The organism is Sinomonas humi (assembly GCF_000802235.1).
Taxonomy (GTDB): Bacteria; Actinomycetota; Actinomycetes; order Actinomycetales; family Micrococcaceae; genus Sinomonas; species Sinomonas humi.
Genome location: NZ_JTDL01000153.1, coordinates 49,981 through 66,730 on the forward strand (window position 1 = coordinate 49,981; position 16,750 = coordinate 66,730).

14 protein-coding genes are annotated in these 16,750 nt (G+C 64.5%); 6 read left to right on the forward strand and 8 right to left on the reverse strand.

Features of this window, described 5'->3' with window-relative positions:
- Positions 1–66: 66 nt before the first annotated feature.
- The 4 genes from LK10_RS20455 to LK10_RS20470 all read right to left on the reverse strand — a co-directional run bounded on the left by LK10_RS20455 (position 67) and on the right by LK10_RS20470 (position 3,187).
- A complete protein-coding gene (locus LK10_RS20455) occupies positions 67–408 on the reverse strand; it encodes an RNA polymerase-binding protein RbpA (protein ID WP_043128164.1) in 342 nt (113 codons plus the stop codon).
- A gap of 123 nt (positions 409–531) precedes the next feature.
- A complete protein-coding gene (locus LK10_RS20460; RefSeq protein WP_081998725.1) occupies positions 532–1,707 on the reverse strand; it encodes an SPFH domain-containing protein in 1,176 nt (391 codons plus the stop codon).
- 43 nt (positions 1,708–1,750) lie between these two features.
- Positions 1,751–2,215, reverse strand: coding sequence for an NfeD family protein (locus tag LK10_RS20465; protein WP_231567865.1), 465 nt, complete (start codon positions 2,213–2,215; stop codon positions 1,751–1,753).
- 123 nt (positions 2,216–2,338) lie between these two features.
- Positions 2,339–3,187, reverse strand: a complete 849-nt coding sequence (locus LK10_RS20470; protein ID WP_043128195.1) for a putative RNA methyltransferase — start codon at positions 3,185–3,187, stop codon at positions 2,339–2,341.
- Between the two features lie 43 nt (positions 3,188–3,230).
- Between LK10_RS20470 and LK10_RS20475 the strand changes: the two genes are divergently transcribed.
- On the forward strand, positions 3,231–5,300 hold the full coding sequence (locus LK10_RS20475; protein ID WP_052207645.1) for an alpha/beta hydrolase family protein: 2,070 nt from the start codon (positions 3,231–3,233) through the stop codon (positions 5,298–5,300).
- Here LK10_RS20475 and LK10_RS20480 read toward each other — a convergent pair.
- Both LK10_RS20480 and LK10_RS20485 read right to left on the reverse strand, forming a co-directional pair.
- On the reverse strand, positions 5,297–5,944 hold the full coding sequence (locus LK10_RS20480) for a peptide deformylase (RefSeq protein WP_043128167.1): 648 nt from the start codon (positions 5,942–5,944) through the stop codon (positions 5,297–5,299). The two genes, LK10_RS20475 and LK10_RS20480, sit on opposite strands and share 4 nt — an antisense overlap.
- A gap of 10 nt (positions 5,945–5,954) precedes the next feature.
- Positions 5,955–6,836 (reverse strand): LysR substrate-binding domain-containing protein, encoded by an 882-nt coding sequence (locus LK10_RS20485; protein ID WP_043128168.1) that lies wholly within the window; start codon positions 6,834–6,836, stop codon positions 5,955–5,957.
- Between the two features lie 126 nt (positions 6,837–6,962).
- Here LK10_RS20485 and LK10_RS20490 point away from each other — a divergent pair, with 126 nt between their 5' ends.
- Positions 6,963–8,459, forward strand: coding sequence for an arylsulfotransferase family protein (locus LK10_RS20490; RefSeq protein WP_197062009.1), 1,497 nt, complete (start codon positions 6,963–6,965; stop codon positions 8,457–8,459).
- A gap of 46 nt (positions 8,460–8,505) precedes the next feature.
- On the opposite strand, the gene LK10_RS20495 is transcribed toward LK10_RS20490, so the two are convergent.
- The gene (locus LK10_RS20495) at positions 8,506–9,594 is read right to left on the reverse strand and encodes a Gfo/Idh/MocA family protein (RefSeq protein ID WP_043128171.1); all 1,089 of its coding nucleotides are present in this window, start codon (positions 9,592–9,594) and stop codon (positions 8,506–8,508) included.
- 144 nt (positions 9,595–9,738) lie between these two features.
- Between LK10_RS20495 and LK10_RS20500 the strand changes: the two genes are divergently transcribed.
- Together LK10_RS20500 and LK10_RS20505 are read left to right on the forward strand one after the other, a co-directional pair.
- Complete coding sequence (locus LK10_RS20500; protein WP_156144286.1) at positions 9,739–11,076, forward strand: hypothetical protein; 1,338 nt, start codon at positions 9,739–9,741, stop codon at positions 11,074–11,076.
- Positions 11,077–11,167: 91 nt separating this feature from the next.
- Positions 11,168–13,561: an ATP-binding cassette domain-containing protein gene (locus tag LK10_RS20505; protein WP_043128173.1), complete on the forward strand. Its 2,394-nt coding sequence runs from the start codon at positions 11,168–11,170 to the stop codon at positions 13,559–13,561.
- Between the two features lie 170 nt (positions 13,562–13,731).
- Here the strand turns inward: LK10_RS20505 and LK10_RS20510 are convergent, their stop codons facing one another.
- Positions 13,732–14,010, reverse strand: a complete 279-nt coding sequence (locus LK10_RS20510) for a hypothetical protein (protein WP_043128175.1) — start codon at positions 14,008–14,010, stop codon at positions 13,732–13,734.
- Positions 14,011–14,490: 480 nt separating this feature from the next.
- Between LK10_RS20510 and LK10_RS20515 the strand changes: the two genes are divergently transcribed.
- Both LK10_RS20515 and LK10_RS22910 read left to right on the forward strand, forming a co-directional pair.
- Positions 14,491–15,273 carry a glycoside hydrolase family 16 protein gene (locus tag LK10_RS20515; RefSeq protein WP_081998727.1) on the forward strand — a complete coding sequence of 261 codons (783 nt, stop codon included), beginning with the start codon at positions 14,491–14,493 and terminating at the stop codon, positions 15,271–15,273.
- 387 nt (positions 15,274–15,660) lie between these two features.
- A partial coding sequence (locus LK10_RS22910) for a PKD domain-containing protein (protein WP_269429543.1) occupies positions 15,661–16,750 on the forward strand: 1,090 nt, incomplete at its 3' end.

Genomic DNA, 16,750 nt, shown 5'->3' on the forward strand with positions numbered 1-16,750 from the left:
GAACGCGAGTGGGCACAGAAAAAGGGCGGGAACCAACGGTTCCCGCCCTTTGGCTTTGTCCCCGCGTCAGACGCGCTCGCCGCGCTTCTCTCGAAGCAGTGTGAGGCGGTCTTGGAGGATCTGCTCGAGTTCGGGGATGCTACGACGTTCCAAGAGCATGTCCCAGTGCGTTCGGACAGCCTTCTCGGAGTTCTCGGAGGGGCGCTCACCGTCGACGAGGTAGGCTTCCTTCCCCGTCTTGGACATCCAGACGGGAGGGATCTCTGCCTCCGAAGAGAATGTGACGAAGACCTGCTCGCCGTCCTCGCAGCGGTACTCGACGCGCTGGCGAGGGGCCGGCTCGACACCGGCTTCGCTCTCCATGGACTGTGCACCCAGACGCATGCCGCGCAGGCTGCGGTCGCTCATATTTTCTCCCTCGCGTTCTTCGGTTCGGGCCGTCGAACCGACTCAAGTCTCAACGCCCGCAGACCCCCACATGTTCCCGGGCGGACTATCCATTATAGGACTGAGTGGCGGGGCTGCGGGCTTTCAGGGCCGGTGCGAGTCGTCTCCTGGGGCTTCTGCGTCTGAAATGTCCGCCTCGGGGACATCCGCGTCCGGAATATCGGCGTCAGGGATGTTCAGGCCAGCCACGCCGGCGTGGTGCTGCAGGATGCGCTCCGCCTCCGCGTCCAGCTCCGAGCGCCGCGCTGCTTCCTCCTCGAAGGCCCTCGCGTCCTCCTCGAGTCCGCGACTCTTGGTGGCTGATCTTTGAGGGGCTGCGCCGCCCGTGGTTTCGCCGGAGCCACTTGGCTGGTCGGTTTGGGCCCCAGGGGAGGCCTGACCCATGTTGCCGAGGACGCCGCCAATGCCCTTAAGCGCGTCACCTACCTCACTCGGGATGATCCAGAGCTTGTTCGAGTTGCCATCGGCGATCTTTGGGAGGGTTTGGAGGTATTGATAGGCGAGAAGCTTCGGGTCTGGGTCTCCGAGGTGGATCGCTTCGAACACCTTCTGGATGGCTTGGGACTCACCGTCCGCCTTGAGGACCGCCGCCTTCGCCTGGCCCTCGGCCTTGAGGATCTGCGCCTGCCGCTCGCCCTCAGCAGTGAGGATCGCAGACTGCTTTGTGCCTTCGGCCGTAAGGATCAGGGCGCGGCGGTCGCGCTCGGCACGCATCTGCTTCTCCATCGAGTCCTGAATGGAGTGCGGGGGTTCAATCGCCTTGAGTTCGACGCGGGAGACGCGCAGGCCCCATCGACCGGTGGCCTCGTCCAGGACTCCTCGAAGCTGGCCATTGATCTGGTCACGGGAGGTGAGGGCTTCCTCGAGGTTGAGTCCACCGACGACATTGCGAAGGGTCGTGATGGTGAGCTGCTCGACGGCTTGGATGTAGTTGGCGATCTCGTAGGTCGCCGCCCGGGCATCGGTCACCTGGAAGTACACCACTGTGTCGATCGATACCACGAGGTTGTCGGACGTGATGACTGGCTGGGGCGGGAAGGAGACAACCTGCTCGCGGAGGTCGAGAAGCGGCAGGAGCCTATCGACGAACGGGATGAGCAGTGTGAGCCCCGGGAGGAGCGTGCGCTGGTACTTGCCGAGGCGTTCGACGACGCCGGCGCGCGCCTGCGGGATGATCCGGACCGAACGGCCGATGACGGTTGCGACGAACAGGATGAGCGCGATGACGACGACGAGAAGAAGAATTCCTCCGGCATCCATGGTGTCCCCTTTGCGGTGGTCGGCTGCGGCCCGGGAGAGGCTGTCAGCTTCTGTAAGGTGAGGTCTCGCCGCCCGGCGCGACGACGGCGGTGGCCCCTTCGATTGCGACGACTTGAACGACATCGCCGGGCAGGAACTCGCCCCGCTCGGCTCGGGCCGTCCATACGTCCCCGCCGATCTTGACGAGGCCCTTGCTGCTGTCGACTGCCTCCATCACCGTCGCGCGGGAGCCGACGAGGCGGTCGACGTTGGTCCTGATATCTTCGATGCCCGGCCGCATGTGCCGCATGGCAACGGGGCGGACGAACGCAATCATGCCGACTGACACGGCCGCGAAGACAAGCCCCTGAAGCCAGGTGGGGCCGCCGAGAATAGCGGCCACGAAAGCCGCGAGGGCGCCCCCGCCGAGCATCGCGAAGACGAGGCTGAGGCTGATCATCTCGATCCCGCCCAGAACGAGGGCCAGGACGAGCCAGAGCATCCATGCGTTGTGCGCGATCCAGTCCACCGAACCCTCCGTCCCCCCGCTCCTTCCACTACCCTAGCCCAGCAGAACACCACGGAGAGGGCCTTGCGAATAACATATTCGCCACGGCAATCCAAGCGCGGTCCACACCGCAGAATGTCCCGCTCAGCGTCGACGGAGCACGGTGACTTGGACCGCTCCCTCGGCCTGAAGCGGACCGTCGGGAAGGCGGGCGAGGAGGTCCGCGCGCGCGACGTGATGCCCCGCCGGCCCCATAAGAGCGAGGTCGACTGCGGCTTGCGGATCGAGTTCCAGGCCGAAGCGGACCCCGCGAACCTCGACCCTGTCGAAGTGGGCAGCTGCGGCACGCTCGACGTCGTCGACCTTCCCCGCTGGGACGTCGAGCATCGGGAGGATGCTGCGGAGCGCTGCGAGGTGGTCCGGTTCCGGCGTCACCACGCAGGCGAGACCGCCGCGCCGTAGGACCCGCGCGAACTCGGGGAAGTTCCGCGGCGCGAAGACATCGATGACTGCATCCACGACCCCGTCCGGCAACGGGAGGGGGCGCCAGAGGTCCCATACGACGGCCGCCGTGCCCGGCAGCTTCGCTGCTCGACCGAGCGCATGGCGGGAGAGATCGAGAGCGACGGCGTGCGAACCGGGAACGCGGGAGAGCAACACCGCGAGGTAGTAGCCCGTGCCCGCGCCAGCGTCGAGCACGGCGCCGGCCCGCTCGTCGTCGTCCGTAAGCGCTGGGGCCGCAGCATCGGCAAGCGCTTCGGCTATCGGCGCGTAGTAGCCGGCGGCGAGGAAGCGCTCGCGTGCAGCCACCATCTCGGCCGTGTCGGGCCGAAATCGGGTACCCCTGCCAGTCAGGAAGTTCACGTACCCCTGCCGGGCCGCGTCGAACCGATGGCCCGAGGTGCAGACGAGGGAGCGGTCAGTTGGGGCGGAGGCCAGCCAAGCGCCAGCGCACACCGGACAGCGAAGGAGCTCTTGGGCGGCGAGGGGCACGGCCTCCATGCTAGCGGCGGTGGTCGGGACTAGGCTTCACCGCGTGAAGCCCAGCCAGCTCGATGCCATCGTGACCCTGTCCGCCCCGACCATCCATCCCTCTGGAACGCGTTGCGCCGTTGGCGCCACCCGCCCCGACTTCAGAGCTGACTCCTCGGTGGGCCAGATCTGGGAGGTCCCGTTGGACGGCGGCTCCCCACGTCGGCTGACGCGCGGCTTCCGGGACACAGCTCCCCAGTATTCCCCGGATGGTCACAGCCTCGCCTTCTTGCGGGCAGCCCCGGCCGGACGGCCGCAGCTCTTCGTCGTCGAAGCGGGGGGCGGGGAGCCCCGCGCACTCACGGACAGACTGCTCGGAGTGGAATCCTTCTCCTGGTCGCCCGATTCCCGGCGGATCGCATTCCTCTCGAGGGACCCGGATGCGGGTCGCTATGGAAGCGTCGACGGCGTTGGGCCCGCCGCAGAGGATCCGCGCCTCGTCACGGATCTCAACTACCGATTGAACGGGCGAGGCTACACGGGCGACCAGCGCTCCCAGATCTTCGTAGTGAACGTCCCTGACCTCAGTGATGAACCTTTCGTCCCTCCGCGAGGTCGCGCCGTGGCAGCTGAGTCCGAGTCCGACGACGGCGCAACGAGCGGGCTGCCCCATGCTCGGCAGCTGACCTCCCGCGGTCTGGATCACGAAGGCGCCTCGTTCAGCGCCGATGGCGAATTCATCTACACCGTCTCGCAATTGGACCCCGCGAAAGTCGACACACTCGGGTCCCAGGTGGTGCGTACGTCCGTTGCCACGGGGGAGAGCACCGTCGTCGGCCTCGCGAACACTGAGGCGGCGTCTGTGCAAGCGGTCCGAGAAGCCCCCGACGGTTCGGGCCTGTTCGTGCTTGCATCCTCCCTCGGGGACTCGGGCACTGATTTCGTGGGGCGGAGCACCCACCTGTTCTGGCATTCATTAGACGACGGCAGGACTGTGCGGTTGAGCGATGCTGATGAGGACGACTTCGGCGAAGCGCCGAGCGCCCTGCGTGTTCGCTCCGACGGCCAGGCGCTCGTGCTGGGACGCCACCGGGGTACCGTGCGGCTCGTCGGTTTCCGGGCCGACGGTGAGCGTTCCCTCCTTACTGGCGGAGACGCCGTCGTGACTGGCGTCGATGCGGCGCGCGGCGCCGTCGTCGTCGCTTTCGCCGATGCGATGTCTCCAGGGGAAGTGGGCCTCGTGCGGGAGGGGACGGTCGAGCGGGTGACTGACTTCGCCTTCAGGCTCCGCGAGGAGACCCAGCCGCTCCCTCCGCGGGAGTTCACGGGCGAGAGCGCTGATGGTACTCCCGTGCATGGCTGGATCGTGGAGCCCGAGGGCGAGGGACCGCATCCTGTGCTGCTCATGATCCACGGCGGTCCGTTTGCCCAATACACCGGGGCGTGGTTCGACGAGGCTCAGGTCTACGCCTCGGCGGGTTACGCAGTCGTCATGTGCAACCCCCGCGGCTCCGCGGGATACGGCGAGACCCACGGCCGAGCCATCAAGGGGCGCATGGGCACCGTGGACTACCAAGACGTCCTCGGGTTCCTCGGGTCCGCGCTCGAGTCGTTCCCAGCCCTCGACCCCGATCGCCTCGGGATCCTCGGCGGATCCTACGGCGGATACCTCACGGCCTGGACCATCGCCCACGACCATCGCTTCCAAGCCGCCATCGTCGAGCGAGGATTCCTGGACCCCGTGAGCTTCGTCGGCTCATCCGATATCGGCTGGTTCTTCCCGGGCGAATATACGGGCTGGGACCCGGGGCAAATGGCTGCCCAGAGCCCTATGGCATTCGTCGGGCAGGTGGAGACGCCTTGCCTCGTGGTGCACTCCGAGGAGGATTGGCGGTGCCCGATCGAGCAGGCGCAGCGCTACTACGCTGCGCTCAAGCTCCGCGGTGTCGAGACGGGACTGCTCGTGTTCCCCGGCGAGAACCACGAGCTTTCACGTTCGGGGACCCCGCATCACCGCCGAGAGCGTTTCGAGCACATCCTCCGATGGTGGGGACGGTACCTGCCGACGGCGGCCAACCCGCGTGAGGCTCTCGAGAACGCCGAGCCGGTTGCGGACCAAGCCGTGAGTGCCTAGAAGCCCAGCTCTCGGGCGGCGGCCTCTGGGGTTGGATCCGCCCAGCGCCCGGCGTATTCCTCGTTCGTGCAGAGTGACCTCGGCTCAGCTTTGTCGAGGTAGAGGGTCCCCGCGAGATGGTCGGTCTCGTGCTGGAGAATTCGAGCCTGCCACCCCGAGAATTCCGCTCTGCGGGCAGCGCCGGTCGGCGCTGTCCAGCGTGCTTCGATGCGCGCTGGACGGCGGACGACGGCGGTGTAGCCGCGTACGGATAGGCACCCCTCATAGAACGCGACATGTTCGTCGTCGAGCGCTGCGTAGCGCGGGTTCAGAACGGCGAAGAACGGCAGGGGAGCACGATCGCGCGCTCGAACGAGGTCCTCATCCGTGGCCCACATGTCCTCGATGACGGCGAGCCTAAGCGGAAGGCCAATCTGTGGGGCGGCGAGCCCCACGCCCGGGGCAGCATGCATTGTGCGCCGCATGACCTCGATGAGGGCGTTCAGGAGCGCGTCGTCGAGTTGGCCGTCGAACGGGAGCGCCTGTGTGCGCAGGACAGGGTGGCCGGCTTGGACTATCGACGGAAGCTCGGGGCCGGCGACGATCTCGGCTGCGGCCTCCGCCAGACGCGACGCGGTCCAGCGGCTTTCGGGTGCGGGGCTCATGGTGCCAAGCCTAGGCGCCCACGAGCCTCAGGAATTCCTCCCCGGAGCGCGGCAGGGGCATGGCCGCGGACCACACCGCCCTCAGCATGCGCCTCAGCTTGAGCCCCGGCGTTGGCACCTCGACGAGTCGGCCACTGCGAAGCGGGACCTGGACAGCGAGACGGCTCATGACCCCAGGCCCGAGGCCAGCAGCGACGCTCGCCGCGAGCGCCGCATTGCTGCCGACTTCGAAGCGGGGCCCGGGTTCGTAGGGTGCAAGGGCACGGTCGGTCGTCTGGCGCGTCCCCGAACCAGGCTCGCGCACCACGAGTCCCGCAGCTGCCACCTCCTCGGGCACCACCGAGCCGGCCTTCGCCCAAGGGTGATCTGGGCGTACGACCACCACGAGTTCGTCCGGCGCGACATCGAGATAGCGGAAGCCGGTCTGGACGGTCGGCCCCTCGACAAAGCCCAGCTCTGCCGCACCAGAGCGGAGCCGCTCGAAAACCTCGTCGGAGTTCCCGACGTCGAGCGTGACGCTTACGTCGGGCAGGCGTTGTTGCGCGCAGGCGAGCCACTGCGGCATGAGGTGTTCGGCAACCGTCATGCTTGCGCACACGTGCAGGGCCCCTCGGGCTCGTTCAAGGGCGTCGACGGCGCGGACCACGCTCTCGGCAGCCTCGAGGACATCCGCCGCTAGGCCCGCGACGACTCTCCCTCGGTCGGTGAGCTGGGTGCCGCGCGGCGTGCGACGCGCGAGGGCGAAACCCGCCGAACGCTCCATGTGCTCGAGCAACCGCGAGGCATTCGGCTGCGCCATGCCGGTTTCCCTCGCAGCTGCGCCGATGCTCCCTCCTGCAGCGAGCGCGGCCATGAGGCGGTAGTGTCTCAGTTCCCAGTCTCGAACGGTCATATCAACAGCATATGGCTCTTCCGGGTGCCTTTCTCTTACCTGGCACACGCGGCGCTCGGCACGCTCTCAGTAAAACTACAGGTTGGGACTCCCGCCGCCACAGGGTCCCTTCGTACGATGACAAGCATGGTCAGGGTCAGTCGTCGTCATTTCATTCAAGGGGCGGGATTGGCGGTTTTCGGCGCAGCCGCCGGAGCAACCGTCGCCCGCTCGAGCATCTTCCCGTTGCCGCCCAGCGCCTCCGCGGCGACTCCGGCTCCATCCGCGACGGCAGGGGCCACGGCGCCTCCTGACCGCACATTCGTAAGCACGAAGCTCACGACCCCGCACGTCGATGTGTGGTCATCTGGTGCGACCGCTCCCGGTCTCATCTTCGCCGGGCCAATGGGCCACGGCTCGAACGGGCTCATCATGGACAATCAGGGCCGCCCAGTCTGGATGGAACCGACGGGCGCAGGAGTCACCGACCTCCGTGTCCAGACGTACCAGGGCAAACCCGTTCTCACGTACTGGAGCGGGCAAGGCATGGGGGGCCACGGTGAAGGGTCCGGCATCATCAAGGACACCTCCTACCAGACGATCGCAGAGGTGAAAGCGGGCGACGGACTCAAAGCCGACCTCCACGAGTTCACGGTCACCCCCAAGGGCACGGCGCTCTTGACCTCGTATCCCACTATCCAGTTCGATCTCACGCCTGCCGGCGGACAGCTGAACGGCTACATGTACGACTGCCACGTGCAGGAAGTCGACATCGCCACGGGCAATCTGCTGTTCGACTGGAAGGCATCCGACTACGTCGGGCTGGATGAGTCCTATGTGAAGACGACAGACGACCCGACGGCGGATGGTTCGACGGCCGCAAAGGCGTTCGATCCCTATCACGTCAACGCAGTCTCTCTGCGCACGGATGGCTACCTCGTCTCCTTCCGGCACACGCACACGATCTACCACATTGATTCGACCGGAACGATTCAGTGGCGCATGGGTGGCAAGCGGAGCGACTTCACGCTTCCCGCCGACGCGGTCTTCGCATGGCAGCATGACGTTCGTCAGCGCGCAAACGGTGTCATCAGCATGTTCGACAACCATTACAAAGACGGCACGACCGGAACGTCGCGGGGGCTTATCCTCAACGTCGACGAGCAGAAGCGCACCGCTTCGGTCAAGCTTCAGCTGGCACGTGGTGGCCACAGGGGCAACGCCATGGGCAATGTGCAGTTCCTCGAGAACGGCAACTACATGGTGGGTTGGGGATCGGATCCCGCGGCGACGGAGTTCACCGCCAACGGGACCCCCGTGTTTGAAGCGACCAACATCGGCTCCGGGTCATATCGCGTCTACCGCTCCCTCTGGACGGCCACGCCCACAACCTTGCCGGACGTCGTCGCCGTCCAAGGCAACGGTTCGACGATGCAGGCCTACGCGAGCTGGAATGGCGCCACCGAAATTGCAAGCTGGCGTTTCCTCACGGGAAGTGACCCCTCATCCCTCAAGGAAGCCGCGGTCGTCAAGAAGACGGGCTTCGAGACCTCGGTTGCTGTGGCTGCAGCGCCGCATCTGGCGGTACAGGCGCTGGATTCCCAAGGTAAGGTCCTCGCAACGTCGTCCGTGGTGAATACCTAGGAGTGCGGGCAGCCATCCGCCGCTGAGCAGCCCCCGTCGGGGCTGCTCAGCGGCGCCAAGCTTCTTGGGATGTGGTGACGAGTCTCTGCTCGTCAGCCGCCTGCTCGATGGCCAATCCGATCAGGTGGTCCTGCGCCGCTTCGGCGAGGGGATACGGTGGCGCTCCCTCGCCCCGAACCCACTCGGCCATTGCCAGGAGCGTGGCTGACATGGCGATGTCTTCGTCGTTGAACCTCTGGCCCAAGAACGGGTTGCGCCAGAGGGCCGTGCCGTCGAGGCTCAGATGCGCCGTATCGAAACCTTCGTGATCGAGTTCGTAGCCGGTCTGGTGCCGCACGATTGATGATTTGAGGATCGTCTCTGCATCCACGAGCCGGACCACCCTGTCATCATTGATCTCGCCGACGCTGCCTCGCACAAGCAGGCGCCGCGACCGGAGGTGATTCCGCGATTGGTTGTCGGTGAAGTCATACACAGCGCTGCGCCCGCCGTCGAACTCGAGGGTCGCGATTGTCGTCGTCGCCTGCTTGGGAACTGGATCGTGAGTCCAACCCGACCTGTTGCTCGGGTCAATGAGTGCGCCCTTGAATCGACGGGCGCTTACCGCCACCAGCTCGAAGCCCACTCCCAAATAGCGGCGGATGAGGCTGGCAGCGTGATACAGGTGCGTTGATGAGACTTGCACCGAGCTGATCTCCCCGATGAGACCCTGCCTGACGGCGGCGAGCCGTGCGGCGTGCGTGGGCATAAGTGCGTATTGCTCCGCGACCTGAACAAGTTCGGAAGAGCCTACTCGTTGCCAGAGTTCGCGTAGTCGCAACAGATCGGGAGCCGGGGGAGTTTCGGAGAGGACCGGCACGCCTCGGTCCACAAGTTCTTCGACCAACCCGGGGTTCGCCTCCCAACTCACGCTCGTAATGACGAAGTGCGGACTTCGGGCGCTCAAGAGCTCGGCGATATTGGCGAAAACCGGTACTTGCCATCGTTCGGCTAGCTCCCGCCGAACGGAATCCCGCCGGGAGACAACTCCGACGCATTCCATGAGCTCGGGGAAATGCGAAATGAGCTTGATGAAGTATTGGCCGCGCCAGCCGGCTCCTACAACGCCGACACGGAGCTGATCCACCTCCGACATGGTTCATTCCTCTCACGTCTGGTCGGTCCCTTCCCCGACCATATCCGTACCTCGCACACGATGCCGCAGCCTTGCCAGAGTTGCCTTGAGGATCAGGGTCCACAGGTGCTGTTGTTTCGAGCTGGGCGACCCTAGAGTGCTGCTGTGTCCGCACAGCAGTGGAACCGTCAGAGGGTTACGGGCCTTAGGGGACGCCGAGATACACGCCGCTTCAGATCCCTCTTCATGTGCGCCTGGATAGCACTCATTGCCCTCCTTCCGGCGAGCGGGCTGGTGGCTGACACAGGTGTTGCGCAGGGCCGGCCCAACCTTTTGGACCTTCCTCGAATTCCTTGGGAAGGCGGCCCGGGATACTGGAGGAACTTCCCGGCCTCCGCGGCGGCGGGATGGGACGATCCCTCCTTTTTTCCTATTGTGGCTTGGTACAACGGAATCAGCTCCGATTCCGAGGCCCAATACGACAAATCGCTCGGAATCAATACGTACATTGGAATGGATGCCGCAACGCCGTATAGCCTCTTTTCCGACAACGGAATGTACTGGATCGGGCCGCCCCTCAACGATAGCTTTACACGTGCGAGCAAGAATTGGGTGGGGGAGTTCCTCGATGATGAAGTCGACGGACGATACACGCCTGAGCAGGGGAGGGTACATCTACAGCAGCTAGCGGATCAAGCGAAGGCCGACGGACGCTTTGCTTACACGAACTACACTCAGTCTGTCCTCACCAATGACATGGCTGCCTCTGATGCAAATGCCTACATCAACGATTTCACGGACGTCGTATCTGTGGACATGTATTGGTACACGGTTCCGTTCTGCAGCTCGGTGCCATACCGCGAGAACTATCTGATACCTATTCCGCAGTCGCAGTGCAGGACAGCGGCGAGCTATGGAAAGACCGTGCGGATGCTCCGGCAACGCGACGCGATCGATGGCAAGCTCCAACCTCTCTGGCAATTCGTTGAAAATCTCAACGGCGGACCGGGCGACCAGGCGTTCACGGCAAATATCACCCCTGACCAGCTTGAAGGGGCAGTCATGAGTTCGCTCATCAACGAAGCACGCGGAGTCGTCTACTTCAACCAGAGTTTGAGCGGTCCGTGCCAAGGGGGAAGCATCTTCCGCCAGTCCCAAGTCCTGCCGGACTTCTGCGCGGATGCGCAGGTGGCCGCAGTGAAGAAGATCGATTCCCTCATCAAGGAGTTGGCGCCTGTGCTGAACACCCAGTCGTACGCCTACACCTTCGGGTCGGGGCTTCAAACGATGCTGAAGACGTACAACGGTTCCGTCTACATCTTCGCGATGACTGATGGAGCGGCGCCAGCGGGTCACCGTACGTTCACGCTGCCTTCAGGCGTAACGGGACGCAGCGTCCAGGTGATCGACGAGGGCCGGAGCATTCCAGTGAGCAGCACCGGAGTTTTTGAGGACCATTTTGCGAGCGAAAGTAGCTTCCACGTGTACCGTGTGGACGAATAGCGGCCTTCATCAACTGATCAGGATCCGAGAAGCCTCGCCCACTGTGCCCGCCTAGACTGGCCCCGTGAGCCCTTCTGGAAATGGAGACACGATGAGCTTGGCCATGCGGACCGCAGAGCACTCGTCCGGACTTCCGGTCGCGGACAGCCACGATTTGATCCGGGTTCACGGTGCACGTGAGAACAACCTCAAGGACGTGAGCGTCGAGATTCCGAAGCGACGGATGACCGTCTTCACGGGGGTGTCCGGGTCAGGCAAGAGCTCTCTGGTGTTTGCGACCATTGCTGCTGAGTCGCAGCGGATGATCAACGAGACCTACAGTGCGTTTGTGCAGGGCTTCATGCCCTCATTGTCCCGGCCCGACGTCGACGTCCTCGAAGGATTGACGACCGCAATCATTGTGGACCAGGAGCCGATGGGGTCGAACCCGCGATCGACCGTAGGCACTGCCACGGATGCAAATGCAATGCTCCGGATCCTTTACAGCCGACTCGGAGACCCCCACATCGGATCGCCCAACGCCTACTCTTTCAACGTTCCTTCAGTGAGGGCCAGCGGCGCCATCACGGTCGAGAGGGGTGAGGGCAAGACGAAAACCGAGAAGGCGACTTTCCACCGTCTCGGTGGGATGTGCCCCAGATGCGAGGGCACGGGTTCCGTCACCGATTTCGATCTGGCGGCACTGTACGATCCCGACAAGTCCCTGAGCGGGGGTGCCCTCACTATCCCCGGCTATTCCATGGACGGGTGGTACGGTCGGATTTTCAGCGGCAGCGGCTTCTTCGATATGGACAAGCCGATAGGGAAATTCAGTAAGCGCGAGCTGCACGATCTGCTCTACAAGGAGCCGACCAAGATCAAGGTCGAAGGAATCAACCTCACATACGAGGGACTCATTCCCAAGATCCAGAAGTCGATGCTCTCGAAGGATCCTGAGGCGATGCAGCCGCATATTCGGGCCTTCGTGGATAGGGCGATCACCTTCATGACCTGCCCCGAGTGCGGTGGTACACGCCTCAGCAAGGAAGCCCTCTCCTCGAAGATCAAAGGGAAGAACATCGCGGATCTCTGCTCCATGCAGATCACCGATCTCGCGGAGTGGGTGCGCGGGTTCGAGGAGCCGTCTGTGGCACCCCTTGTCCAGGGGCTGCAGCACCTCTTGGACTCGTTCGCGGAGATCGGGCTCGGCTACCTCTCGCTTGATCGGCCGACCGGCACGCTCTCTGGGGGAGAGGCACAGCGCACCAAGATGATCCGGCACCTCGGATCTTCCCTGACGGACATCACATACGTGTTCGACGAGCCGACCATCGGCCTCCACCCCCACGACATCCAGCGGATGAACCGGCTCTTGCTGCAATTGCGTGACAAAGGCAATACGGTGCTCGTCGTCGAGCACAAGCCGGAGGCCATCGCCATCGCCGACCACGTCGTCGATCTCGGGCCGGGGGCCGGCGCCAACGGTGGGACTGTCTGCTTTGAAGGTACAGTCGAAGGCTTGCGTGCAAGCGAGACGATAACCGGCCGCCATCTCGACGACCGAGCGGCCTTGAAGAAGTCGGTGCGGTCGTCGTCGGGCGCTCTTGAGGTGCGCGGGGCCTCCGAACACAATCTCCGGGAGGTCGACGTCGACATCCCGCTGGGGGTGCTCGTGGTCGTGACCGGCGTTGCCGGCTCGGGCAAGAGTTCGCTGATCCACGGCTCTGTAGCGGGAAGGGATGGCGTCTTAGTCATCGATCAGAGCGGCATTCGCGGGTCTCGTCGCAGCAATCCGGCAACGTACACGGGATTACTCGACCCCATTCGGAAGGCGTTCGCGAAGGCGAATGGAGTGAAGCCTGCGCTCTTCAGTTCGAACTCGGAAGGCGCCTGCCCGACGTGCAACGGGGCCGGGGTGATCTACACGGACCTTGGCGTAATGGCTACTGTCGAATCGACGTGTGAGGAATGCGAGGGGAAGCGGTTCCAGGCGGCGGTCCTCGAGTACACGCTGGGGGGAAAGAACATCGCTGAGGTGCTCGGCATGTCGGTGGCCGCCGCCGAAGAGTTCTTCGGTGACGGGGAGGCGCGCACTCCGGCTGCCCACAAGGTTCTCGGCCGGCTCTCCGACGTCGGGCTCGGATATCTGACTCTGGGACAGCCGCTCACGACACTTTCCGGCGGCGAGCGTCAGCGGCTCAAGCTCGCCAGCCAGATGGCGGAGAAAGGCGACGTCTACGTCCTCGACGAGCCGACGACAGGGCTGCATCTGGCCGACGTCGAGCAACTGCTCGGCCTGTTGGATCGGCTCGTGGATTCGGGTAAATCGGTCATCGTCATCGAGCATCACCAGGCTGTCATGGCGCACGCAGATTGGATCATCGATCTCGGACCAGGAGCGGGGCACGACGGCGGCCGGGTCGTTTTCGAGGGCACGCCAGCAGATCTCGTCGCGGCTCGCTCGACGCTGACTGGAGAGCATCTAGCGGCTTACGTGCGCGCGTGAGTCGCGGTCCGGATCCTGCTCCATGGATTTAGCACGGCCGTGCGGGGAAGATGGAAGTGCTTGAGAGGCGTGCGTGCGTCCGGGAACAGATGCCATGCATCTGTTCCCGGACGCCCCTTGTGTGCCGACCTACGCTCTAGGTGGAGGAATTCGCGCGCTTCGTCAAACTTCTAGTGGTGGCGTTCGTGGACGCGTCGTGTCAGCGACGCGCCGTGCTGGGGATAATGCCTGATCGTGGCTTGGGCGACGAGCAGGATCTGGCGCTGTGCGTGGGTGAATTCATCCCATCTCTGCCGCTCGATGGCGTCTATTGCTTGCCCGACAGCCTCGGCCTGAGCCTGTTCGTCCCGCGACTCGACCCCTCTCGGCGGCCCGGCGTGACCCTCCGCGAGTCCGCAGTTCCGGAGCACGGCCAGAGCGTCAATGACTATCGCTCGGTGTGCGTACATCAGGGCCCCCTTGGCATCGATTCCCTCGTCACTACAGTGTGAAAGCCATACGAGCGGGAGTCTTGAGTAATCACTACTCGATTGCGGAACCAAGGCCACTTAGGTATCCACGTAAGTACCTGATCGTGCGGTTCCACTTGCCAGTTGACCCCGAATACCTGTCTGCTATGTGGCCGAGGCGGACCGATCACTCGAATCATCCTCTTCGAGGACTCATTTGACGGTGGCCGGCTTTACCGGACTCGTGGCGCCCGGCCATCTTTGAACCAGACGAGGGGAACGCCAGTCTCGATCGGAGGTTGAGCGAACGCAGGAGGAGTCCAGGCCCCAATCCACGGACTGGGGCCGCGCGTGCCGGCGAGGGGAGAAGCTGTGGCAGTTTCGGTGCGACGTGTGGCTATGAGATGGGCTGGGGCGGCAGCCGTCGGGGGCATCCTGTTGCTGGCTTCAGCTTGCGCCGATCCGAGTCAGGCGGCGGGAATGAGTCCTGCCTCGGTAGCCCCGAGCCACGCTCCTGCGACGTCCGGGCCCGCCCCCACCACGCCTTCGCCGGTCGGCACGCCTCGGGCGTCCGCGCCCTCGCCGGACGGGACTCAGGCGGCTGTCGCCCAAGGCTGGGGGAGTCCGATCGATGGCGACGAGTTCAACACCGGCACCGCGCCCGACCCTGCGCGCTGGCAGATCTACAGCTCATCCGGCAACGCCGGCCAGGGCGTGCGTACCCCTGCCGCCGACACCATAGCCAACGGCGTGCTGACCATCGCCGGGGACGCCGAGGGCAACACCGGCGGCATCGCAGCGAACTTTGAACGCCAGAAGTACGGACGCTGGGAAGTGCGGATGAAGACCTCCTCGCACGACGCCAACTATCACCCCGTCGTCCTGCTCTGGCCCGACTCCAACGCCTCGCCCACTTGCGCCGAAGTTGACTTCGCCGAGGGCACCACCGACACCTCGAGCATCAGCTTCTTCCTCCACTACGCCTGTACGGGGTCCACTTTCCAGACTCTGGCCACCAAGACGCTGGATACCACACAGTGGCACGACTACGCGGTCGAGTGGACTCCGACCGCAGTCACCGGCTACGTGGACGGCGTCCCCTGGTTCCGCGACACCGCCCACGTACCCCACGAGTCCATGCATCTGACCCTGCAACTGGATTGGTTCCCCAACGGCGCCCCCACGACCCCAGCCCAGATGCTCATCGACTGGGTACGCGTCTATGCAGCGGCAGAACCTCTCGATACCCAGCATCTCGATTGAGATTCACTCCCGCCCTTCTGGGCTCATGGGCACCGGCCAAATCGTCGGTTGAGCACGTCCCCTGCCGGACAGACTTCCGCTATCGAAGATGCGTGAATCGCCGTGGTGCTAGGTACACCTGCCATCGCCGAATCTCCGCAGCCCAGTGCATATCGCGTACCGATTACCCGTGTCCTCGGACAGGGCTGTCATTAACGTGAGGTGAATGATCGCACGGTGGTCCAAAGGCACGTGGAAAGCTCGCATCTGGCATTTCTCCAACGCCGGTATCGGGTCTCGGGCTGGCCTTTCAAGTGCGGTAGGTCAAGTACGAGTTGGAGGCGTGTGGTGAAAAGAATTGGCGTACTGGGGGCTGCGGTCACTTTGGCGTTGCCCTTGATGGGGGGCGTGTCGTTCCTGGCCGTGCCGGCGTATGCGGCGGTGACGTGTCAGCCGGGGACGAGCGCGCCGAGCGACAGCTTCCCGGGCACGGTGGTGACGGCGGACAACTTCGAGTCCGGAAGTCTGTCGAAGTACTCCGTGCAGACTGGCGGGACGGGGACCGTGTCGATTTCCTCGGCCCTCGCGCGGGACGGTGCGTGCTCGGCGTACATACACGCCACCACCGACGCGACTTCAATCGCCAATTTCTCCACCCCGCTGCCGTCGGGGACCAAGGAGGTCTACGCCGACGGCTGGTTCAACATCGCCCAGGGCGGCGCAACCGGCTGGGACGTCCCGTACTTCCGCTTCTTCACGGGCACCACTCGCTTCGTCGACCTCTACAGAAACAACGACAATGGCCAGGTGTGGGTGCGGGTGCTCGCGCCTGACGGATCGTATGGCTCCACATTCGTACACTCTGCTGTTGCTTTGAACAGCTGGCATCACGTGGCGATGCATGTGATTCCGAATGGGGCCACGACGACGGTTCAGGTGTGGTTCGACGATACGCTCGCGTACTCGAGCTCCCAGGTCAATACGACCGCTACCTCGGTGACGAGTGTGATGAACGGTGCCGAGCACTACTCGCAGATGGAGGATACGTATATTGACGATCTGATCGTCAAGAGTGTCGGGGCGAGCACGCCGGCGGCGCCGGTGGCCTCGTTCACGGCGTCTGCGACGACGGGGACGGCGCCGTTGGCGGTGTCGTTCACGGACACGTCCACGGGGTCGCCGACGTCGTGGTCGTGGGACTTCGGTGACGGGTCGACGTCGACGGTCCAGAATCCGGCCCATACCTACAGTGCGGCGGGCACGTACACGGTGGCGCTGACCGATTCCAATGCCGGGGGCGCGTCGAAGGCGGCGAGTGCGGTGATCACGGTCAGCGCCGCGACGCTGGCGCAGCAGATGGATGCCAAGGCGGCCCAGTGGGGCCTGGGGGCGGCCACGAGCGCGGTGACCGCGATCCGCAACGGGGGGTTCTACCGCAACTACCAGTACGGGGCGGTGATCTCCGCCCCGTCCAAGTCCCTGTTCGTCTCGCATGGGG